This is a genomic window from Nonlabens sp. Asnod2-A12 (assembly GCF_045063745.1).
GTDB lineage: Bacteria > Bacteroidota > Bacteroidia > Flavobacteriales > Flavobacteriaceae > Nonlabens > Nonlabens xylanidelens.
In genome coordinates, this window is sequence record NZ_JBEFOB010000003.1 from 1,197,597 (window position 1) to 1,223,099 (window position 25,503).

Annotated in this window: 12 protein-coding genes; 5 read left to right on the plus strand and 7 right to left on the minus strand. The window is 36.1% G+C overall.

The window, feature by feature from the left end; genetic code table 11:
* Positions 1 to 22 precede the first annotated feature (22 nt).
* The 5 genes from ACJJVJ_RS05515 to miaA all read left to right on the plus strand — a co-directional run bounded on the left by ACJJVJ_RS05515 (position 23) and on the right by miaA (position 7,921).
* The gene (locus tag ACJJVJ_RS05515) at positions 23 to 712 is read left to right on the plus strand and encodes a TIGR00730 family Rossman fold protein (RefSeq protein ID WP_104515397.1); all 690 of its coding nucleotides are present in this window, start codon (positions 23 to 25) and stop codon (positions 710 to 712) included.
* A gap of 127 nt (positions 713 to 839) precedes the next feature.
* Positions 840 to 3,665 (plus strand): aminopeptidase, encoded by a 2,826-nt coding sequence (locus ACJJVJ_RS05520; RefSeq protein WP_405369456.1) that lies wholly within the window; start codon positions 840 to 842, stop codon positions 3,663 to 3,665.
* A gap of 55 nt (positions 3,666 to 3,720) precedes the next feature.
* A complete protein-coding gene (locus tag ACJJVJ_RS05525) occupies positions 3,721 to 6,135 on the plus strand; it encodes a thiamine pyrophosphate-dependent enzyme (protein ID WP_405369457.1) in 2,415 nt (804 codons plus the stop codon).
* A 3-nt stretch (positions 6,136 to 6,138) separates the two neighbouring features.
* A complete protein-coding gene (locus tag ACJJVJ_RS05530) occupies positions 6,139 to 7,005 on the plus strand; it encodes an ion transporter (RefSeq protein ID WP_405369458.1) in 867 nt (288 codons plus the stop codon).
* Positions 6,998 to 7,921 (plus strand): tRNA (adenosine(37)-N6)-dimethylallyltransferase MiaA, encoded by a 924-nt coding sequence (gene miaA, locus ACJJVJ_RS05535; protein WP_405369459.1) that lies wholly within the window; start codon positions 6,998 to 7,000, stop codon positions 7,919 to 7,921. Before ACJJVJ_RS05530 ends, miaA begins: the two co-directional genes overlap by 8 nt.
* Here miaA and ACJJVJ_RS05540 read toward each other — a convergent pair.
* The 7 genes from ACJJVJ_RS05540 to ACJJVJ_RS05570 all read right to left on the minus strand — a co-directional run bounded on the left by ACJJVJ_RS05540 (position 7,918) and on the right by ACJJVJ_RS05570 (position 25,449).
* On the minus strand, positions 7,918 to 8,634 hold the full coding sequence (locus tag ACJJVJ_RS05540) for a response regulator transcription factor (RefSeq protein WP_104515401.1): 717 nt from the start codon (positions 8,632 to 8,634) through the stop codon (positions 7,918 to 7,920). The two genes, miaA and ACJJVJ_RS05540, sit on opposite strands and share 4 nt — an antisense overlap.
* A gap of 16 nt (positions 8,635 to 8,650) precedes the next feature.
* Positions 8,651 to 10,174: a sensor histidine kinase gene (locus ACJJVJ_RS05545; RefSeq protein ID WP_405369460.1), complete on the minus strand. Its 1,524-nt coding sequence runs from the start codon at positions 10,172 to 10,174 to the stop codon at positions 8,651 to 8,653.
* 113 nt (positions 10,175 to 10,287) lie between these two features.
* Positions 10,288 to 10,884, minus strand: a complete 597-nt coding sequence (gene coaE / locus ACJJVJ_RS05550; protein ID WP_405369461.1) for a dephospho-CoA kinase — start codon at positions 10,882 to 10,884, stop codon at positions 10,288 to 10,290.
* On the minus strand, positions 10,885 to 11,811 hold the full coding sequence (locus ACJJVJ_RS05555; RefSeq protein WP_405369462.1) for a hypothetical protein: 927 nt from the start codon (positions 11,809 to 11,811) through the stop codon (positions 10,885 to 10,887). It abuts the gene before it with no gap.
* Between the two features lie 6 nt (positions 11,812 to 11,817).
* On the minus strand, positions 11,818 to 12,819 hold the full coding sequence (locus tag ACJJVJ_RS05560) for a glycosyltransferase (RefSeq protein WP_405369463.1): 1,002 nt from the start codon (positions 12,817 to 12,819) through the stop codon (positions 11,818 to 11,820).
* Positions 12,820 to 12,891: 72 nt separating this feature from the next.
* On the minus strand, positions 12,892 to 20,475 hold the full coding sequence (locus ACJJVJ_RS05565) for a fibronectin type III domain-containing protein (protein ID WP_405369464.1): 7,584 nt from the start codon (positions 20,473 to 20,475) through the stop codon (positions 12,892 to 12,894).
* 159 nt (positions 20,476 to 20,634) lie between these two features.
* Positions 20,635 to 25,449 carry a fibronectin type III domain-containing protein gene (locus ACJJVJ_RS05570; protein ID WP_405369465.1) on the minus strand — a complete coding sequence of 1,605 codons (4,815 nt, stop codon included), beginning with the start codon at positions 25,447 to 25,449 and terminating at the stop codon, positions 20,635 to 20,637.
* Positions 25,450 to 25,503: the final 54 nt, after the last annotated feature.

The following is a 25,503-nucleotide window of genomic DNA, read 5'->3' on the forward strand; positions in this document are numbered from 1 at the left end:
ATTAAATATTTAAAGTACAACAATGAGAAAAGAAACAAGAGAAAAAGGTTGGAATGATTTAAAGACTAACGATAGCTGGGCAACCTTTAAAATATTATCTGAATTTGTAATGGGATTTGAACGCATGAGTCGTATCGGACCATGTGTATCTATTTTCGGTAGTGCTAGATTAAAACCAGATAATGAATACTATCAACTAGCGACAGAGATAGCTGGTAAAATAGTAGATAATGGTTATGGAGTTATTACAGGTGGTGGACCTGGTATTATGGAGGCTGGTAATAAAGGTGCTCACCTAGCTGGTGGTACATCTGTAGGTCTTAATATCGCATTGCCATTTGAGCAACATGATAACCCTTATATTGATCATGACAAGAGTCTTGATTTTGATTATTTCTTTGCTCGTAAAGTAATGTTTGTAAAATACTCTCAAGGTTTTGTTGTGATGCCAGGTGGTTTTGGTACCCTAGATGAGTTGTTTGAAGCAATTACATTAATTCAAACTAATAAAATAGGTAAATTCCCTATCATACTGGTAGGTACAGATTTCTGGAGTGGTTTACTAGACTGGATCAAATCTACTCTTGATAAAAAGTTCTTTACCATATCGCCACAAGATATTGATTTACTACATGTAGTAGATACTAGTGACGAGGCTATTGAAATTATCAATGAGTTCTATTCTAAATACAGCTTGAGTCCTAATTTCTAGGGTTATTGCAATTTAAAGTTCAAGTCTTTGTTATATAAACAGGAAACTCCTGTGATATTTTATAACTAGACTTGAACTTCATTTTAAATTATTTTTTATTCTACCAAAAGCAAATCTTATACAGATTATGACTAAAAAGCTAGTTCTTATTTTGCTTTTGTTTACTTGTGTCCTACACGCACAGCACAAAACAAATATTATCGCACATCTAGATAGCGATAAAGACTTGCTGTCCATAAATCAAGATCTAGAGATTCATAACGATAGCGATGTAGCATGGGATTACATTGTACTTCTAGACTGGGCAAATGCATTTTCTTCTACACAAACACCGCTTGCAACACGCTTTGCCGAAGATTTTAAGAACAAATTTCAGTTTGCAAATGATGAAGAGCGTGGTAGAACAACTATTACCACAGACTCTAATTTTGATCAACACTATCGCATCGAGCGACTAGAAGGTCAACAAGATATTATAAAACTTTATTTTAACGAGCCATTGCTACCAGGCGCTACTCGTAACATAGATTTAAATTATACCGTTAAAATCCCTGAAGACGATTTTACCGGATATGGAAAAAACTCTAAAGGAGAATACTCTCTAAAACACTGGTACCTGCACCCTGCACCGTTTAAAAATGGAGATTGGGATTATTATTCTCATAAAGATCTAGATGATTTCTATGGCGCACCCATGGATTTTTCGATCTCTCTACACATACCTGCAACACATCGAGCGATAAGTAATATTACCACTGAACAAGAGGCGTTACCAGACACGCGTCATAGTTATTTATTTACGGCAAACCATAATCGCGGTGTTATTCTTCATGTGCTCAACGACATCGATATTTTTAAAACCTACAGTGTACCAGGCATCAACATCATCACAGATATAGATGACAGCGATGTGCCTCTAGAAATGAAAGTGATTTTTAACGATAGAATCGCTAGCTTTCTTCAGACTAGACTAGGTGCTTATCCAGAAAAAGATGTCTCTGTATCCGACCGTTATTATCGAGAGAATCCAGTTTATGGATTGAGTTCGCTACCTAGTTTTATAAATCCCTTTCCTGCTGGATTTACTTATGAAATTAAAATGCTCAAAACACTAACTCGCAAATGGGTAGACACTGGCATACACGTAAACCCAAGAGACGAAGCCTGGATACAACAATCTATCATGGTGTATTTAATGATGCAATACCAGCAACTTTATTATCCAGATCTTAAAATAAGTGGTAAGCTTAGTAATGTATGGGGTTTAAGAGGTTTTAATGTCACGCAACTCAAATTTAGCGAGAGTTATCCACTACTCTATCTTAACAGTGCAAGACGTAATCTGGATGAGGCTGTTAATACTCCTGCAGACCAGCTGGTAAAGTACAACCAGCAATTAGGAATACCTTTTAAAGCTGCCATAGGTCTAAATTTCTTAAACGATTACCTAGAAGATAGCAGTCTAGAACAATCTATAAGAGATTATTACACCGCAAATCATAACGCTTACACAGACGTTTCTGATCTTAGAAAAATAGTGCAACAAGACGCTTCTAAAGATGTCAACTGGTTTTTTGACGACTATATCACGACCCATAAACAACTGGACTGGACGATAAGAAACGTTCATAAAACCAAAGATTCCGTTTCATTCAGAATCAAGAATAAATCGCAACTTAACATTCCTGTTCCTGTCTATTTACTAGATAACGACAGCATTATAGATAAGAGATGGATAGAAGGTGTGAGAGGTGATAGTGTGATCTCGCTTTCGCGAAAGCGTGCCAACAGAATAGCCATAAACTATGAAAAGCTCATAACCGAGTTTAATCAACGAGATAATTACAAGACATTAAAGGGCTTCCCTTCATTGAACCGCCCGCTAGAATTCCGTTTATTTAAAGATGTGGAAGATCCAGAACGTTCTCAAATATTTTTAATGCCAGATATAGAGTTTAATATCTATGACGGTCTTACTCTAGGAACACGATTTTACAATGGAAACTTATTACCGAAACCATTGCGCTACAGCATAAAACCAGGGTACGGAACAAATTCTAATAAGATTGTGGGGTCTGTTAGTTTGAGCTATTCACATCCTGTTCAAAATCGAGAAGAAAGACTGTATCAAGTGAGGTATGGAGTGAGTGCAAATACATTTTCTTATGCTGATGATTTATTGTACAGACGTGCGAGCGGTTTTTTACAATTTAGTTACCGTCCAAAAGATTTACGTAGTAATAAAAGACAGTCATTAAGCTTTAGAAATATTTATGTAGATCGTGATCGTGACCCATCGAGTCCAGTAGACGAACCAGATTATAATGTATTCAGCATGAATTTTTCTCATTCTGATAATAATTTGAAACGTGTCTTTAATTATAACATAGGGACCGAGGTCTCTAGTAAATTTACTAAAGCTACTTACAGAATGCGATGGCGCAAGTTGTTTAAAAATAACAGACAGCTAGATTTTAGAGTTTTTGCTGGTGCTTTTCTATCCAATAATTCTCAGTCTAACGGCGATTTTTTCTCCTTTGCACTAGATAGACCTACAGATTATTTATTTGATTACAACTACTACGGTAGATCTGAAGATAGCGGTTTATTCTCTCAACAGTTGATCGTGGCCGAAGGTGGTTTTAAATCTCAATTAGAACCAGCATTTGCAAATCAATGGATTACCACCGTAAATGGATCGTACAGTTTATGGAATTACATTCATGCTTATGGAGATGTAGGTTTTGTAAAAAATAGAGATCGTGATGCAAAATTTGTCTACGATTCTGGAATACGTTTAAATTTATTGCAAGATTATTTTGAGCTGTATTTCCCTGTTTACAGTAATAATGGCTGGGAAATGGGACAAGATAATTACGACCAAAAAATACGTTTTATAGTCACTCTAGACATTAACACTTTTGTAAAACTTTTTACCAGAAGGTGGTATTAGCTTTGTATTGTAACTCGCAGGTTAAAATTGTACCTTTGCGGTAATGGAAAAAACGATGCAAAACTCAGTTAACGGACAACAACAACTAGCTAGAGAAGACTTTAAAGAAGAACTACTTAGTGATTATAAAGTAGCGGTAACCAGTAGAGAATGTAGTCTCTTAGGTCGCCGAGAAGTTCTTACAGGTAAGGCTAAGTTTGGAATATTTGGTGATGGTAAGGAATTACCACAGCTAGCATGGGCAAGATCTTTTGAAAATGGAGATTTTAGAAGTGGTTATTATCGTGATCAAACATTTATGATGGCGATAGGAGAACTTACTATCGAGCAATTTTTTGCAGGCCTTTATGCAAATACCGATATTAATGATGAGCCTATGAGTGCCGGCCGTCAGATGGGTGGCCATTTTGCAACGCACAGTTTAAATGAAGATGGAAGCTGGAAAAGACTGATAGACCAGAAAAATTCTAGTGCAGACATCTCTCCTACAGCTGGACAAATGCCTAGATTATTAGGTCTAGCACAAGCATCTAAAGTTTATAGAAATAATGACCTTATTGCTGCAGACAACGGTTTTTCTAATAAAGGAAACGAGGTTGCTTGGGGTACAATAGGAAATGCAAGTACGAGTGAAGGCCATTTCTGGGAGACTTTTAATGCTGCAGGAGTTCTTCAAGTACCTATGGTAATAAGTGTATGGGATGACGATTACGGAATCTCTGTACATGCAAAACACCAGACAACTAAAGAGAGTATAAGTAAAATACAAGCTGGTTTTCAAAGAGATGAAAAACATGATGGTTTTGAAATCATGGTGGTTAAAGGTTGGGATTATGTCGCTCTAGTAGAGACTTATGAAAAAGCTAGCAAAATTTCAAGAGAACAACACGTACCTGTGTTAATACACGTGGACGAACTTACACAGCCACAAGGTCACAGTACCAGTGGATCTCACGAGCGTTATAAAGATGAAGACCGTCTTAAATGGGAACGTGAGTATGACTGTAACGTTCAATTTAGAAAATGGTTGATCGATAATGATTTTGCGACAGAAGAAGAACTTTCTGAACTAGAAAAATCCATTAAAAAACAAGTAAGAGAAGGTAAGAAAGCTGCATGGAATGCTTACTTAAACCCTATTACTAGCGAGCGTGATGAGGCTGTAACCCTTATTAACGCTGTAGCAGATATTTCTTCAAATGGTGTTTTTATTAAACCACTAGCTGAAAAGCTTAAAGGAGAAAAAGAACCATACCGCAAGGATACATTTGAAGCGGTAAGAAAAACTTTAAGATTTACACTTCAAGAAAAACACGATGCTATTACAGCATTAAACAACTGGCTTACAGAAAATAAGGAAAGAGTACAAGAAAAATACAGCAGCAATTTATATAGTGAGTCTGTAGAAAGCGCTGTTCAAGTAGAAGCTGTCGCCCCTATTTATGATGAGACTAGTGAAGATGTAGACGCACGACTTATCATGCGTGATAACTTTGACGCTTTATTTGCAACGCATCCAGAAATCATGGTTTTCGGTGAAGATGCAGGTCGCATAGGTGATGTGAACCAAGGTCTAGAAGGAATGCAAGAAAAGTATGGCGAGTTAAGAGTTGCTGATACTGGAATAAGAGAAGCAACTATACTAGGTCAAGGTATAGGACTAGCTATGCGTGGACTAAGACCTATCGCAGAGATTCAGTACCTAGATTACCTACTTTACTGTTTACAATTAATGAGTGATGACCTAGCTACCGTACAATATCGTACAGCAGGTAAACAAAAATCTCCAGTAATTATAAGAACTAGAGGTCATAGACTAGAAGGTATATGGCATAGTGGTTCTCAAATGGGTGGTATTATTAATCTAGTGCGTGGTATACATGTTCTCGTACCTAGAAACATGACCCAAGCGGCAGGTTTTTATAATACACTTATGGCAAGCGATGAGCCTGCACTAGTTGTAGAATGTCTTAACGGTTACCGATTAAAAGAAAAATTACCGGTTAATCTTGGAGAATTTAGAACACCTATAGGTAAAGTAGAAACATTAAGAGAAGGAAAAGACATTACTCTAGTATCCTACGGTTCTACTTTGAGAATAGTAGATGAAGCTGCAACAGAATTAGAAAGAGCTGGTATAGATGTAGAGATTATCGATGCGCAATCACTTTTACCGTTTGATTTAAATCATGAAATTCTAGAAAGTGTTAAGAAAACTAATAGATTATTAGTTATCGATGAAGATGTACCTGGCGGAGCTAGTTCTTACATATTACAACAAATAGTAGATGTACAAAATGCATGGCCATACCTAGATAGCAAGCCACAATGTATTGCTGCAAAACCACACAGACCAGCTTATGGTACTGATGGAGATTACTTCTCAAAACCTAGTGTAGACGATGTTTTTGACAAAGTTTATGACATCATGAATGAAGTAAACCCTACTAAATTCCCTAAGCATAGTTAATCTATGGCCATAAACGATAGACATATTTCTAGTAAATGGCGTCGTAAGATTCATGAAGTCATTTATGAAGCAGACACGCCTGCCGGTAAGTTTTTTGACATTATACTACTCGTAGTCATTATAATTAGCCTTATACTGGTTATGGTGGAAAGTGTCCCTGCCTACGGAACAAAATATGCTGATGAATTTATCATTGCTGAGTGGATTATTACCATATTCTTTACTATAGAATATATATTAAGGGTTATTTCTATAAATAAACCGACTAAGTATATTTTTAGTTTTTATGGTATGATAGATTTACTATCCACCATACCGCTATATTTAACCTTTTTCTTCGGTGGACTTAACGCTTTACTAGCCGTAAGATCTTTAAGGCTACTTAGAGTATTTAGAATATTAAAAGTTACTAGATATATAGGTGAAGCCGACAAGCTAAGTAAAGCCATACGATCTAGCGGTCCTAAAATTGCCGTTTTTCTTTTTGCTGTGCTTGTGGTTTCCATCATTATGGGGACACTCATGTATCTAGTAGAAGGTCCAGAAAGTGGCTTTGTGAGTATCCCTGTATCCATCTATTGGTGCATAGTTACGTTAACGACGGTAGGTTTTGGCGATATAGCACCTGTGACACCTTTAGGCCAGTTTCTTGCCACTCTTATTATGATTATGGGTTATGGAATTATAGCTGTCCCTACAGGAATAGTAAGTGCCGAATATTCCCAAAGTAATAAGGAAAATAACGCTGCACCACAAAACGATCCAGAATACCGACATGTAAACACTCAAAATTGTCAGAATTGTCACTCTCAAAAACATCAAGACGGTGCTGCCTTCTGTCATCAATGTGGATATTCTTTAGATGAATAACAAGACCCTTTTATGTATAGTAGGCCCTACTGGTATAGGTAAGACTGCTTTAAGTATCGCTTTCGCGAAAGCGTACAACACATCCATCATCTCGTCCGACTCTAGACAATTTTACAAAGAGATGACTATAGGAACTGCTGTACCAGAACCAGATGAACTAGCAGCTGCAGCGCACTACTTTATACAAGACAGAAGCATTCTTAAAGATTACTCTGTAGGAGATTTTGAAAGAGATGTTGTAGATATATTACCGACTCTTTTTGAGAAAAATGATGTCGTTATTATGGTAGGTGGAAGTGCTCTTTATGAAAAAGCAGTTACTCATGGATTGGATCAATTTCCTGATGTTTCCATAGAGATTCAAGATTCCTTGAGAGAAGAATTTGAAAATAAAGGAATAGCTTGGTTACAAAACAAATTGCAACAAATTGATCCAGAATATTACAACACGGTAGATATTCACAATGCTCATAGATTGTTAAGAGCTGTAGGAATTTATCGTGCTAGTGGTGAAAAAATGAGTGATTTAAGATCTGGAACTGCTCAACAACGAGATTTTAAGGTTGTTAAAATAGGTTTAGAGGCCAGTCGTGAAGATCTTTATGATCGCATAAATCGTCGAGTGGACATTATGTTAGAAAAAGGACTTGAAGAAGAAGCTCGTAAACTTCTAACCCACCAAGAACTTAATGCTTTACAAACTGTAGGTTATAAAGAATTTTTTGGATTCTTTAATAACGAGTATAGTTATGACGAAGCGGTGCGATTAATAAAGCGCAATACTCGTAGGTTTGCAAAACGCCAGTTAACCTGGTATCGCAAAGACACCTCTGTAAAATGGTTTCACTATGAAACTCGCCATACAGATATTGTACAGCGAGTTAGTGATTTACTTATGGGGGATAATCTTAATTAATAATCTACTTGATCTTTAACTAATAAACGGAAACCTTCTCCGTGAATGTTAACGATCTCTACATTATCATCTTCTTTAAGATACTTACGTAATTTTGCGATATACACATCCATAGATCTAGATGTGAAGTAGTTATCATCTCTCCATATTTTAGTTAACGCTAGTTCTCTAGGCATTAAATCATTAAGGTGAAGAGCAAGTAAACGTAGTAATTCATTCTCTTTAGGAGATAATTTTACTGGTTCCTTTTCACCTACAGATAAGAATCTCAGCTTAGAATTCAAATGAAAACTACCTATTTGAAATTCAAATTCTTTTGAATCTGCAAGACTATCCTGACCTTTACGTTGCATGATAGCTCTTATTTTCATAAGTAGCACCTCACTGTCAAATGGTTTATTTAGGTAATCATCTGCACCTACTTTATAACCTCTTAACACATCTTCTTTCATCGCTTTTGCAGTTAAGAAAATGATAGGCACTTCTTCATTTTTTTCTCTAATCTCCTTTGCAAGTGTAAATCCGTCTTTATAAGGCATCATTACATCAAGAATACAAAGGTCATAATTGTCTTTTTTGAATTTCTCAAATCCTTCCATACCGTTTTTAGCATGTGTTACATCAAAGTCATTCATTAAAAGGTAATCCTTTAATACAGTTCCAAAATTTGGATCATCTTCTACAAGAAGTATTTTTTTGTTCTCAGTTTCCATAAGTAATTAATTTAAATTATGTTATTATCGGCAAGTGAATACTAAATGTACTACCCTTACCTTTTGTACTTTCTACATGGATTTCTCCATTGCAGTCGTCTAGAATTCTTTTTGAATAAGCTAGACCTAGACCATGCCCTTTTACATTGTGAATGTCTCCAGTATGTTCTCTAAAGAACTTTTGAAACACTTTACGCTGTGCTTGCTTACTCATTCCTATACCTTGATCTCTAACTTTGATCACAAGTTTATCTTTTACATTTTCAGTGAACACATCTATAACTGGGCTACCCTCTGTATATTTTATAGCATTCTCTAAAACGTTTACTATCACATTAGTAATATGACTCTCATTAACTAAGACCTCTGTTCTCAAAGCTCCAAAATGAGTTTTTACCACTCCACCTCTTTCTTCTAGTATCAATTGAATATGAGAGATACTATCTATCATGATATCATCCATATCATGACGTTCTTTTTCTATATTTAAATCGTCTTTCTCAAGTTTAGAAATACGCAATACATTCTCTACCTGACTGTGCATACGTTTATTTTCTTCACGTATCATTCTATGGTAGTTTGCCACTTTTTCTGGATCTGATGATATTTTAGGATGCTTTAAAGAATCTAAAGCTAAGTTTATAGTAGCTATAGGTGTCTTAAACTCATGCGTCATGTTATTTATAAAGTCTGTTTTTATTTGAGAGATTTGTCTTTGCTTAAAAATTTGCTTTATAGCATTAGAATAAGCTACGACAATTACAGTAGTAAATATAAGGGATAACAAAGCCATTCCTGTTATGGAAGAAAGAATGTAAATCTTTCTATCAGGCATACTTATGTACAACTCATAAGGCTCTGTGTCTAAATTACCGTTCTTGTAAATAGAATAAGCCCATGTACCACTAGGTATAAAATCAAAGTCATCTGATTGTATACGTGTAGCAAATCCATCTTGATAGATAGCAAACTCAAATTCAGTCTCTATAGATCGATTAACTAACTCTTCCTTAATTATAGCCTGTAACTCTTCTTTACCTATACGTTGAGAAATAGGCAGTAAACTGTTATAATTACTTATAATCTCAGCATCTAGTTCTTTTTTGTATTTATCTAATTGAGATAACTCTTTGAAGGTTTTCCTTTTCTTTACAGAATCAGAACCTTTGACTAAAGAACTCTTTTTATTAAGTAACTTATTAAATGTAAGGCTATCTAAGTCTAGATCTAATAACTGAGGATTCAGTTTATAGTTTTCATTAATTAAACTATTACTATAGGCTGACGTTTCATCAAGATTTTGATTACGTTGTATAAGCATTAACTCACTTATAGTTCTAGAATCTGGTTGTACTCCCAGACTATCTCTAATATGATCTAGAACATTGTAAACTTTTTCTACCTCGCGATTATCTAATTCTGAAGATACAGATACTAGCGTCTGACTAACCGCAAATGAAAATTGATCTTCCTTATCATTAACACTATTGATGATCCAGTATATCTGGACCACAACAATACCTGCTAGGGATAAGCTCATCAAAGCTATTAAAGAATATAAAACTCGTTTCTGCACAGTGCAAATTTAACATATAGCTAAAGTGTTAAAAACTCTTTAACCATATATTAACTTTGTGAAATTAATAATAGTCTCTAATTTTTTAACAAAACATCGTGAATACTTCTCACAAAACCGCCTAATTCTTGAAGATCTTCATTTATGATAACAAAATCACTCAACATTATTCTTTGAGAATCAGACCATTGTTTACTCATTCTCAATCTTACCTCTTCTTCTGTAACTTTGTCGCGGGCCATAACCCTTCTATATCTTTCTTTTAAAGATGCAGTTACTAAAATAATTTGGTCACAAATTTCATTTCCTTTAGTCTCAAATAAAATTGCTGCTTCATAAATTACATAAGGCGCATTTTGTTCTTTTATCCAGTTATCAAAATACTGTCTCACAGCAGGATGAAGAATCTTATTTAAAGAACTCAATAATTCCTGATCACTAAATACCTTTGAGGCTATAAACTTTTTATTAGGCACTAATTTGCCCGCATTATCCCCTATATAAGATTGCTCACCTAATAAAGTTTTAACAGCATCTATTACAGTTTCATCAGTAGCTAATAGCTTCTTAGAGATATTATCTGCAATAAAAAGAGGAATGTTTAGTTTTTCAAATTCCTTTGCTACTGTAGTCTTACCACTACCTATACCTCCTGTTAACCCTATTATTTTCATTTACTTAATAGTTAGAACTTGAATTTGTTTAGGCAATATACGAGAAGAAACCATATTAGAATTAATTAATCTTACTTCTGGTATTATTGCCGTATTGAGATCATTAACCTTATTATAATCAACTATAACCCTAACATCACTATTATCTATTTTATCAAACTGAGCTATTGGTGTAGAATAAACGACAGTCACTTTTTCTGGTATAAGCTTCACCTCTACATTACTAGGCGCATTAATTAATTGCACATAAGATTCTATACTGCCCTCTGTCATTTGAGTGGCGGCAATAGTAAGAGAAATATTAGGATTCTCAAATCTCAAGTCTGGATATTTTTCATTAAGATTTATATTAATAGAAGTTATAGAATCACTTACAATTATTGGTTTACCAGTAACCCTTATCTCTTTAAGTTCAGCTACGGCAGTATCATTTCCTGTTACTGTCACACTATCCAGTGTAAAAGCAGGTTCTTTCAAAGGAACAAAATTTGAACTATACTCAATTTTAAATTCATTAACGAGAGGTACCCTTTTAGAGTCAAATCGTTTAACATCGATAGAAACCTCTTGATCTTCTACATTGAGAATCTCGTAAGAAATCTCCTTAGAGCGTTTCATGTTTTTTAGACTCTTAGATGGATTAAAAAATAATGAATCATTTCTACTGTATGTATTTTTCTTAAAGTCTAGATTCAACTTATTACCAAAAGTTTTTTCCCATATAAGAGTAAAACCACTTGAACTTATCTCAACAGGAATTTTTAATTGATTTACGGTAGAATTAACAACAACGTCTTCTGGTACATTAATAAAGTTAACATTAAACTCAATTTCTTCCTTATATACATCTTTATACTTTGAGATAAACCACAAACTAGCCACTACAATTACAACTAATGGAAAACCGACATATTTTTTATACCTCATTCTAATCTATTTAAAAAAAAGTTTTGGGAATGCTTTTTTCTCATCTTGACCTAAAAGTTTAATTTTTAACCAAGAATGTAAAAAACCTGTTCCATAACCCAATAACTGAATCATAGCTGCTACAGTAGCACCTAGACCTACTTTTAATCCATTTTTGATACCTGCATGTATAAAAATAGCGAGTACATATATGAGGTACAACAATATAGGGAACCCATATCCTAATGTACTTAAAATTAAAGAAACTATAAAAAACAGGCTAAATAAGGTAGGGAACCAATATGTTATTTTTCTAGTCTCTGGATGCCATTTATTTAATATCACCCTGACTTTACCAAATTTATTGACTTGCTTGTAAAACAATTTCCATGAGATGCGTCTTTCATGATAGACATAAGCATCTTTAATCAATACAGTTTTAAAACCCTTATTCCATAATCTAATACTTAAGTCTGGGTCTTCACCTGGGTGGATTTTACCAAAACCTCCAGTAGCAATAAATGCCTTTTTACTTATTCCCATGTTAAAGCTGCGAGGCTGGAATTTACCTAACTGCTCACCTCCACCTCTTATACCTCCAGTAGTAAGAAAAGAGGTCATTGAATAATTAATAGATTTTTGTAAATCAGTAAATGTAGCATGTGCAGCATCAGGACCGCCAAAACAGTCTACATAATTTTGCCTTAAATACCGATCAACATTTTGTAAATAATCTTCTGGAAGTATGCAATCACTATCTAGAACTAAAAAATAATTGCCTATTGCATGATGCATACCATAATTTCTAGAATCACCTGGGCCAGAATTAGGTTTAAATAGATAGTTAATGTTTACGCTTTCGCGAAAGCGAGAACAAACAGACTCACTACTTAAAGTAGAGCCATCTTCTACAATAACAACCTCAAATTCATTGTCAAAATTTAAAACAGAAATACTATCGAGAAGTTTTTCAATCTCGTCAGGCCTGTTAAAAACAGGAATTATAATAGAGTAATTAATCACATTCACAATGTCAAAAATAGTCAATAAAAAAAGGCCATTCTGTAAAGAATGGCCTTTTTATTATTTAAGTATAAGAATCTAATTTCTCAACACTTTCACCGTTTTGTTTTGCTCTCCAGAGATTACCTCTATAAGATACATTCCAGAAGGGAAAGTAGATAAATCTATTCTAGTAGAAGTCGCATTAGGGTTTACAACTAATAGTTGTTGTCCTAACAGGTTTCTTACTACTAAACTATCAATAACTTGTTGACCATTAAAGTCAACTATATTATCTGTAGGGTTAGGATAATAAGTGAAATCAAAAGTATCCACATCATTAACACCAGCAGTACCATCTACAGTAAAGTTATCTACAAAGAACTGAATATCTTCATTATCTGCAACAGTACCGTTAGTAGCACGGAAACCAAATCTCACAACACCAGAATAAGCGTTAAGAGGGAAAGTCTCTAATTGACCAGTTGCAGATACATTATCAGAAGCTTCAAAAGTTTCAATAATGCTCCAAGTAACACCACCATCTGTAGTAATCAAGAATTGAACCTGATCATCACTACCAAAGTTACTAGCAAATGTATCGTCAAACTCAGTTAACGCAACATCAAAACTAGCAGTAAATGAACCACCAGCAGCTCCTAAATCAATTTCTGGAGATACTAACCAGTCACCATCACCACCGTTGTTCCAAATATTAATACTTGCAGCTTGACCAAACACATTAGTTGGATCGTTTGCAAAATCAACAGTAGTCCAATCACTATCTAAACCATTAGGACCGGTAGCGACATCTGTATTATCACCTTCTCCCCAACATACTCCAGGGAAAGTTGCAAAATCATTACCTGGTGCACCAGCAGTTGTTCCATATGGTGCTACAAAAGCAACACAATCTGTAGAGAAGCTTTCTACTACTGACCAATCACTAAATAATCCACCACCACAGTCTGCACGAACATATACATCATACACTGTACTAGGAGATAGCGCGGTTACTGAATAAGGATTAGTAGTTACACTTGTACCACTACCTGTAGGCACTCCACTTCCTGAAGCTACAACAGCAACTTCCCAAGTTGTTGCATTACCATTTTCTGTCCAATCAACTATCGCAGAATCACCAGTAATAGCAGAAACAGAAACACCATCAGGAGCTAAACAGAAACTACCACAAGTTTGAATTCTCATTAAATCAACTGCAAAATCACCTACAAAACCACCTTCTTCACCTGGCTCTTCAGTACCAGTAATTTGGATATAGATAGTTTGTCCTATTAACGTGGATGGTAACATTGCTCCTACCTCAGCATAATTATCTGAGATATCAGACTGTAACTGACCAACATATGAAAATACACTTGTAAATGGACCAGTAGCACTAGTACCATAAGCTACATCAAAAATAGTTTGATCTCCACCGAATGAATGAATGAAGAATGAAAGCTCTAATTCAGCATTTGCACCTGTTGTTAAATCAATAGGAGGAGAAACAATAGACGCTGGCCCTACATTAGTACCAGTTGTTTCAAAGAATAAGTAACCAGCACCATCGTGTGGACCACTAGGACCTGTACCTGTTGATCCTGTAGGGGTAGTTCTACCAAAATTCCAATCACCACCAGTAGTACCTGTACCTACATCACCTGTCCATGAAGTAGCAATTGTATCAAAACTATCTTCCCAAACATAACCAGGAGCTCCAGTAGTACAAGATACACCTTGAGGTGAAGCCGGGAAAGTTCTAACTGGTAAAGGACTAGTAGTAAGACTAATATCCATAGGATTACACACAGCAGACACTCTTATTTCATAAGGAGTATTCGGAGTTAAACCATTTAAAACATAGTTAGTATTTGTCATAACACCTGTTACAGCGGTTGCTGTACCAGTGCTAAAATCTGGAGTCGCATATTCTACTATCCATTCTGTTTCTGACAAACCAGCTGACCATGATAAATCTAGACTATCACCACCGATCGTATTTACTACAACTCCTGTAGGCTTAGGACACGATGGAATTAATTCATAATTGATATCATCAAGATACATTGCATCAAACCCAGCTACTTGAACAAATCTAAAAGCAATATGACCACCAGTTGTTGTCAACGATGTGAAATTCACTGTTTGTTCTGCATAAGTATCATCTGGTAAATCAGCATCAACAAATGTTTCTACAACAGTAAATGTTGAAACATCATTAGGATCAGACATAACACCTACTTCAAGACCACCGTTATCTCTATCGTATGCAAAGAATCTTACTCTCTTTGTAGCATCTAGATCAGAAAATTCTGGCATTACATAATAAATCCCTGCAGAGGTATCGCTACCACTGTATAGATAAATATGTTGATTACCGCTATTAGCGATAAAATCTTCTACTTCTACTAAAGGAGCTGTTGTTCCTGTAGCATTAGTAAGTATTCCATTATCACATACAAATAAATCATCTAAAGCATCATTTTCATAATCTGTAAAATAAGGAGCTGTAAATGGCACACAAGTAGTTGTGAATTGATAAGGTCCAATCCAATCACTAGAAGCTGTAGCGTTACAAATAGTTCTATAATAGATTTCATAAGAAGTCGCCGCCATTAATGTATTATCTGTAAAAGATGTTGTCGCTATAGCCGTACCTGCTGCGGTAGGTGCTCCAGTTCCATCTGGCTGAATAACATATTCATAAGCACCTGCTGGTGTTCCTGCCGTATCAACAAAACTAAAGTCACCACCTGTTGTAGTCAAGTTAGTTACACTCATTGAATTTGGATTAGAACAGAAATTACCACATGTTTCAATTCTCATTAAATCAATAGCAATATCTCCCACAAAACCTGCTTCATTACCTACCTCTTCTGTAGCACTTACTTGAATATAAACTGTGCTTGAGCCTAAAACAGATGCTGGTAAGAATCCACCGACTAAAGTAAAAGCATCCGTTTGCGTTGCTTGTAAAGGACCTATATATGTAAATACATTAGTAAAAGGACCAGTCGCACTAGTTGACACACCTACTTCAAGTGTTGTTAGATCACCACCAAAAGAATGAAGGTAGAAACTCAATTCAGCTTCATCAGTTGCTGCAGTTAAGTCAATAGCTGGAGAGACCATAGTGTTAGCTCCTACATTAGTACCGGAAGACTCAAAGAAAACGTAACCTGTACCTTCTTGAGGTCCTAAAGGTCCCGTTCCTGTAGAACCAGTTCCAGCAGTTCCTGAGAAATCCCAATCACCATTTGATGTACTCACATCACCTGTCCAACCATTATTAGCATCAAAATTATCTTCCCATGCAAAAGCACTATCATTATTAGGACAAGAAACACCTACAGGTCCAGTAGGAAAAGTTCTAATTACAATCGGATTCGTTGAAGGACTAACATCCCCAGGAGCACAAACTGCAAATACTCTTAATTCAATAGAAGTATTTGAAGGTAACATATCAAGCAAATAATTTGCATTCGTCATCACACCAGTTTCAACGCCTAATGAACCAGCACCACCAGGAGTAAATCCAGGAGTACCATATTCTACGATCCATTCAGTTTCTGAACCACCAGCTGTCCAAGATAATTCAACAGAGTCAGTTGTAAGATTACTAGTTACAACCGCACTAGGTTGGTTACAACTAGGAATAACCTCATAATTAACATCATCTAAATACATAGAGTCGAAAGTCCCATTAGGAATAAACCTAAATGCAACCCAACCTCCTGTAGTAGTCAGTGATGTGAAGTCAACTGTTTGCTCAGCATATACATCGTCTGGTAAATCAGCATCTAAGAAAGTCTGATGAACTGTAAACGTAGTAGCATCAGTAGGATCAGTCATTGTACCAACTTCTAATCCTCCTAAATCTCTATCATAAGCAAAGAATCTTACTCTTTTATTAGAATCAAGATCTGAGAATTCAGGAAGTATATAATATAATTCTGCAGTAGCTCCAGTAGACCCACTATACATATAGATATGATTAGAGCCTGAGTTAGCAATAATATCTTCTACCTCAACAGTAGGAACTGTACCTGACCCGCTACCTACAACTATATTACGATCGCAATTATTTAAACCATCTACCGGATCTGAATCATAATCTGTAAAGTAAGGAGCAGTAAAAGGAGCACATGAAGTTCTAAAACTTAAAGGTCCTATATAAATACTCTCATCTCCTGGTGCACAAACTGCACGAACCCAATATTCATATTCTGTATCAGGTGTTAATCCAGTAACAGTAGTTAGAGGAGAAGTAACAACATCGATTACAGCACCAGTTTGAGCACCTGTATTTGGAACAAAACCTGGAACACCAACTTCAATATCCCATTCAGTTTCCATAGCACCTGCAGTCCAAGAAAGGTCAGCCGTTGTAGAAGAAAAAGCATCTACAGCTAATGCATCTGGAGAAGGACAAGTAGGAGCCGGAGCACAAGTTACTGACGCTGTCCAACCATCTCTTTGACCAGAACCATCAGTAGACCAAACTAAAGTAATACAACCAGAAGTACTTGTACCTATTAAAAGTTCTTGAGTTAAATCACCTGTACCGCTTGTACCATCCCAACACCATTCAGTATCTCCACCTGGAGTATTAATGGTAGGGAAAGTTGTATCAGGTCCATCATAAATTGTTAACCCATCAAAACAACCTGCACCACTATCTTCCATCTCATTAGTAAGGAAGTTTATATAGACTACATCACCAGCATTATCAGGACAAATATTATACACTATATTTTCATTACCTTGATATTGTCCAGAGGCACCTCCTGAATCAACGAATAAATCACCTGCACAATAATCTGGAGTAGTAGAAACATTAACGCAAGATTGAGTAGAAACATCATTAGATGCACTATCACATATTGCAGTTACACAAACCTCATAATCAGCATCACTCGCAAGACCGGAAACCACAACATTTGAAACTGTTGGGTTAGGAGTAACTGCTGTAAATACTGTTGTACCCACCTCTCTATACTCTACTAAAAATTCAGACGCAGTAGAATTATTAGTCCAAGATAAATCAAAAGATGAACTTCCTACAGAACTTGTAGTTAATTGAGTAGGTTCAGGACAGCTAGGTGACAGTTCATAAGTAATATCATCAAGATACAAAGCATCAAATATACCTGCAGGATTAAATTTAAAGGCAATATAACCGCCGGTAGTTGTCAATGAGTTAAAATAAACAGTCTTTTCTTCATAATCATCGTCGACAAGATCAGTATCTGTGTATGAAACAAGAGACGTAAATGTTGTAAGATCAGCTGGATCAGACATTACTCCAACTTCTAGCCCGCCAGTATCTCTATCATATACGTTAAATTTAATACGCTTATCTGAAGATAGATCAGAAAATTCAGGAAGTATATAAAAGATATCTGCAGCAGCATCACTACCACTATACATGTAAATATGGTTAGAACCAGATAAAGCAACAAAATCTTCAACTTCAACTAATAAATTTGTACTACCACTCACTATTAAAGAGCTATCACAATTATTTAAAGAATCAATAGTATCAGATTCATAATCTGTAAAATAAGGAGCTGTTAACGCAGCACAACGAGTTCTAAATTCAAAGGGACCTACCCAATTACTAGTACCATCAACACCACAATTAGATCTTACATAAAATTCATAGAGAGTATCTGGTGATAATCCAGACGCACTATAAGGATTAGTAGTTGAAGAAGCTGCGATAGTTGCAACTCCAGAATCTACTACAAAACCAGCAGCACCTATTTCTAAATCCCAGTTCGTCGTTGATCCTAATTCTGTCCAACCTAAATCTACAGAACTACTAGTTAATGCAGTAATATTTAAGTCATAAGGATCTACGCAAGGTGGAGATTCTAAAACTAATAAATTATCTATCGCCATATCACTAGTAAATGATGTACCACGTGTACTTCTAAATATTACCTGAATATTTTGTGATGAAAATGCTGCAATAGGAATAACTACAGTTGTAAAAGCATCGTCTTCATCAGTTTGCTGTTGTCCAGATAAAGTAAATACAGTAGTATCAACCCCACCAGATCTTACAACAACTTCCAACGTACCCATATCTGCACCATACATATGGTAATCAAAACTAATTGCAGGAGTCGTAAGAGAAGTTAAATCTATAACCGGTGAAATTAGATCTGTAATATCACCTGTCGTTCCTCTAGAAGCTTCAGTTATGAAATAATTACCACTAGAAACACCAGGACCAGTAGAACCAGAACCTGTTACTGCTGTAGCAACAGCTACCCAACTGTACGCAGAAGGACTATCTGCAGACCAACAATTTTCTTCTTCAAAATTATCAGTAGTAGCTGGTGAACCTGTAGCGCGTACTGTAAAACCAGTTTCAAAATCTTCATTAAATGGCGATGTAAAAGGTAAACATAAAGTAGAAAAAGATTCTTGAACCCAACTACTGTAATCTGGTTGTAAAGGATCACAAACCGCACGAATAAATACATCGTAATTTGAAGAATCTGCTAAAGCGTCAATTAAATGAGACGGGCTTGTAGGATTAGGAGAAACAGTCGTTCCTTGACCTGTACCAGGAGCAGTTATTGTACCTGCCAGAGCATATTCTACTTCCCATTCAGTTTCTGTACCACCTGCTGACCAAGAGATATCTAAAGACGAATCAGTAATAGTATTAGCTTGAATACCTGAAATAGCTGGACATGAAATTAAGGTTGTTGCTGTATAAGGACCTTGCCAAAGACTAAAATCTCCCATTCCACAGTCATATCTTACATAAAACGCATACTCTGTATCAGACATTAAGTTATCTACAAAAGCGAAAGTCCCAAAATTACCTGCTACAGTTGTACCAGAAGGATCACCTTGATTAAATGGAGTTGGACCATAATTAACTTCATAATTAGGACTAGGATTCCCATTTGAATCCCAAGCAAACTGAACATTATTTGCCGTTTGAGTAATTGGTGAAAAATTAGAAGGAGAAGGACAAGATTCTGTAGTAGTAAAAGTCACAGGACCTACTGGATTACTAACATCTGAACCAGGTACACATACCGCTCTAATATAAACATCATAAGTGCTTATACTACTTAAGCCAGTAATAGTAAATGGGTTTGTAGAAGCAGGAACAACCTGACCTCCTGATCCAGGAGTATAAGGGCTGATTCCATATTCTATTTCCCATTGAGTTTCTGAACCACCATTAGTCCAATCTATGATTGCCTCATTTGCGGTAACTCCTGAAAATCCAGGATTAACGATAACTGGACATGTAGGACAAGAAGCAGATCCAACAAAAATATCCATCATAGATACTTGTGCAATAGGAGTTTGATAAACCAATAAATCCTCAGAATCTATTAATTTAAATTCACCATCTCCAGAAAGATCTGGAGCACGGTAATCTATATCTATAGTAGACATATTGTTAACCGAAATAACATAAGTTTCGGTCACAGGATTACCTGTAGCACTGGCATTTAATACTCGATAGGTAGTTAAAACACCATCAATGGTGACATCAACTCCTGCGTTAGCGGTGGCATTATTCCCACTAACCCAATCATTACCAAAAAAATCTGTAACCTCTAACGTATAATTACACTGTGCTTGTGCATTAAATGAAAAGGTTAACAGAAATAAGGTAATTACAGTAACATAAATTTGTTTCATAATTATTATTTAAGGTTTTTTTAAGAAGGCCCTTAAACTAAATAAATAAATACAATAATCCACTACAATTGTTAATTTATCGTTAACCTGACTTTAATTTAGGTTAAAAAAAAAAGGATCACCGTTAAGTGACCCTTTTAAAATAAAGTTTAATTAGTACTACTCCTTAATAAATCTAAAAGTTTCAGTGGCTGTATCACCATTAATTTCAATTAGATATACACCAGAAGGTAGTTCCTGAACATTAATTTCTGCTCTATTATTTATTTCTCTAGACTTAACTAATTGTCCCATGAGATTGTAAATAGTCAGTTTTTTAACAGAAACATCAGCTTGCACATATAGTACTGTAGAAACTGGATTAGGATAGATTACAAATTCCGCTTTCGCGAAAGCGTCATTACTAGCAGTACCATCAATTTCAAAAACACCAACGTGGAAATCATAATCTTCGGCGTCATCTATATCTCCATCACTAGCCAAGAATGCAAATTGAACTATACCTGTATAAGACGACAGATCAATAGTTAAGTTAGTCCCAGTAACAGCAGGTTGATTAGCAAGATCCCATGTCATTAATGAAGTCCATGTAACTCCATTATCAGTAGTTATTAATAAATCTACCTGATCATCAGAACCCATTACATCCGTATCAGCAGCTGTGGAGTCACCAAAACCAAAATTCGTAACAGCTACTTCTACCATTAACACATCATTACTTGACCCTGACATATCAAATTGCTCTGATATCAACCACTCTCTATCCACATTTTGCCAAAGATTGATAGCGTTAGAAGGCACAACTACACCTGCAGAATTTTCGTAAGACCTACCTTCTCTCCAATCAGAAACACCTAAACCAATAGGACCATCTACAATCTCACCATCAATAGCCTCGTCCCAACATTGATTAGGTACATTAGTTGTAAAGTCAGTAACGTATGGATACTGAGTAACAACATCACATAAAGTAGTAAAAGTTACTGGACCAGTCCAGTTTGAAAAATCACCAGCTCCACAATCAGCTCTTACGTAAAGATCATAAGTCGTTTGTGCCGATAAGCCAGAAATTGCTTGTGGATTTGTAGAAGTAAGATTTTCATAAACCGCACCAGCTGTACCTTGAGCTACAGTAGTAGGCTGCACTTCAACTTGCCAAACTGTAGCAACACTTAAGGAAGTCCATGATGCATTTGCTGATGTAGAAGCTATTGCATTAACTACCAAACTTGTAGGCTCTAAACAAGAAGGAGGTGCAGAACATGTATATAATGCCTCCCAACCTGCATTAGCTACAGAACCATCAGAAGTAAATCTAATAGTTATTGCGCCATCTGCATTATTAGCTCTAAAAGTAGCAGGACTTTCTAAATCGTTAGTAAACGGAGTAGCTGTAACATCTATTCCATCAAAAACTTCTAAAGTATCACAACAAGTTTCTAAATCTACTAATGTAAAATCTAACGTTACTAAATCTCCTGCATTATCAGGAAGATAAGTAATTGTGTAACTCTCGCTATTTTGATAATTACCAGTTGAACCACCGGTATCATAAATAATATCACCACAAGCAGCAGTAGTTGTAAAACTTAAAGGCCCTGTAAACACACTTGTTCCATTACCACAGTCAGCTCGTACATAAAAGTCATAAGCTGTAGCAGTAGATAACCCTGTCGCAAGATATGCAGTACTGGTAACTACATCAGTAGGAACACCTGTTGGAACAGTTCCTGCAGGAACAATCTCTACATCCCAAGAAGCCTCTCCACTTCCACCAGAAATCCATGAAAAGTCTGCAGAATCAGATGTTATATTTGCCGCAGTTAAACCAGAAGGCTCTACACAATCAGGAGTTATTTCAAAACGCACATTATCAATATACATTCTCCATCCATCAGTCGTTGTAGGAGGAATTCTCCATGCTACATATACATCTCCTGTATAAGCTGAAAGATCAATAACCTCTTCAGCATACGCTTCGTTAGAATACAATGTAAGTGGCACTAACGTTGTGGTAAAATCTGCAGCAGCATTACCTGTAGTAGAAATTAAAACTTCCATTTCGTTAGGCTCTCCATTTGATTGTACTCTATATTCATATCTAAGTCTATCAACACCAGTTAATGTAATAGCAGGTGAGATTAAATAATCATCATCTGCACCTCCATTGAAATCTGTATTCATTGCAGCCACCTGATCTCCTTCACTAGTATTAAATGCATAATTTAGATCCCATTGATCACCATCACCATTTTCATCCAATACCGTCCAACAATCTTGAGTTGAGCTAGTAGAATTAAAACCTTCAGTAAAAGGTACTGTGAATGCAACACAAGTAGTTCTTCCAGTAACCGGACCCAACCATATACTCTCATCACCGACTGCACAAACTGCTCTCAAATAGAAATCGTAAGGTGTATTTGCAACTAAACCAGTTACAGTTGCTGGGTTAGTTGTTACAGGAACTAAAGTACCTGAACCCTGAGCCGCTCCTGCATCTACATATTCTATCTCCCAAGCAGTTTCAGAACCACCATTAGTCCAAGACAAGCTCACACTATCAACAGTAGAAGAATCTACAGCAAGTCCTAAAGCTGCAGGACAAGATGGAACTTCATCAATTGCAACGTTATCAATTGCTATGTCCGATTCAAAACTAGTTCCTCTTGTTGCTCTAAAAACAATTTGAAAAGTCTGACCTGAAAATGCATTTAACGCAACATTGAAATTAATATAAGGATCTGTATCTGCAAGTTGTTGCTCACCAGTTATTGTAGCAACTAGAGTCTCACTAGCTCCTGACTTTACCAAAATTTCTAAAGACCCTATATCAGATCCTGTCATATGATAATCAAAACTTAAAGCCGGAACAGTCAACGCACTAGTATCAAAAGTTGCTGTAGCCAATTCTGCAATATCGCCAGTGACTCCATTAGAACCCTCTGCATAAAAATAATTCCCTGTTGTAATAGATGGGGAAGGACCTGTATTTCCAGAAGCCGTAAGTGTTCCTGGTGCCGCAACCCATGCGTATCCGGAATTTATGGCAGAGTAACAATTTTCAGAATCAAAAGCTTCTCCTGCGCCAGGAAAAGTACTTGTTGTAGTTGTAAAACCTGTTTCAAAATCTTCAGAATAAGGAGCTACAAAAGGATCACATTGCGTATTCCCTGTAACAGGACCTACCTGTAAACTCTCATCACCAACACCACAATAACCTGTAACATAAAAGTCGTATATAGAGTTTTGAGTTAAACCAGTTATCGTTGCAGGATTAGTAGTAGAATTTACAACCGTTCCCATTCCTGGTGTAAAACCAACAGTACCATACTCTATATTCCACTCAGTCTCAGAACCACCTGCAATCCAAGAAAGATCCACAGTAGTATTAGTTGAACCATCAAATGAAAGACTCGTAGGCTCTAAACATGTAGGAGGGGCTGCACAAATATATTCTGCTACCCAACCTGTCCTCACAACAGAACCATCAGAACTAAATCTTATAGTTATAGCACCATCAGGATTAGTTGCTCTAAACATAGCTGGACCTTCTAAATCAGTAGTAAAAGGTGTTGCAGTGACATCAAGTCCATTAAAAACTTCTAAAGTATCACAACAAGACTCAACATCTACTGAAGTGAAATTTAAAGTTACCACATCGCCTACATTATCAGGTGTATAAGTTATCGTATAACTTTCGTTATTTTGGTAATCTCCAGTCATACCACCTGTATCAAAAATATCATCTCCACAATTTGCTGGAGTAATTAATGTATCACAAACTGGTGTAGACCTATCTGTAGGAGCACAAACTGCTATTACACAAATATCATATGATGTCCCAGAGGAAAGACCTGTTAACGTAAAAGGATTAGAAGTAGCAGTAACTAAAGTACTAATACCTGCATCTGTAGTGTATTCTATTTCCCATTCTGTTTCTGTACCACCATTAGACCATGCAATATCAACACTAGTTTGATCTACATTACTAAAAACTATTCCAGAAATATCTGGACATGATTGCAATGTAGAAGCAGTATAAGGACCTGCCCAATCGCTAAAGTCACCCATTCCACAATCTATTCTTACATAAAAATCGTAAGATGTATTTGAAGTCAAACCAGTTACTGATGCAAATGGAGCTGAAAAACCAAGAACAGTTGTCCCACCTGCTCCTTGCACATAAGGTGAAGGTGCGTACTCAATTTCATAATTGGCAGAAACGTTACCATTTGTATCCCAAGTAAACTGAACAGCATCTGCTGTCTGAGTTATAGGATTGAAAGCACTAGGTACTGGACAAGAGTCTGTAGTTGTAAAATTTAAAGGACCCTGATTGCTACTTATATCGCCCATTCCACAATCAGCTCTTACATATACATCATAAGATGTGCTCGCAGATAATCCATCGATAGTCCAAGGATTTGTAGTTGCGTTATCAATAGTACCTGAACCTGGTGTAAAACCTACCGGTCCATATTCTACTTCCCAAGCTGTTTCTGTACCAGTCGCTGTCCATCCTATCTCTGCTCCTGTAGCAGTAAGATTATTAGAAGTTAACAAGGTCACAGCAAAACATGTAGGACATGTAGCAGTTCCAACATAGATATCCATCATGGATGCTTGATTTATAGGAGAAGCATAAACCTCTATTCCTTCTGAATCAATAAATCTAAAACTACCATCTCCAGAAAAAGCTGTTGCTCTGTAATCTATATCGATTGCATCACCATCATTAACTGTTATGGTATAATTCTCTACAGCTGGGGCACCACTAACTGCTGCTGGATCCATAACTAAATAAGTTGTAGTAATTCCTGCGATGGTTACATCAACTCCAGTATTTGCAGTTAAGTTTGCACCGGAGTCCCATTCGCTACCGAAATTATCGGTAAGTTCTAGTGTATAATCACATTGCGCCGTAGACACTGTTGTAATTAAAAACACTAATATTAATAGTAGTTTTTTTGTCATTTCGTTTTGGGTTAAATTATTGAGCTTCTAATGTAATGATTTTAGCATAATTAA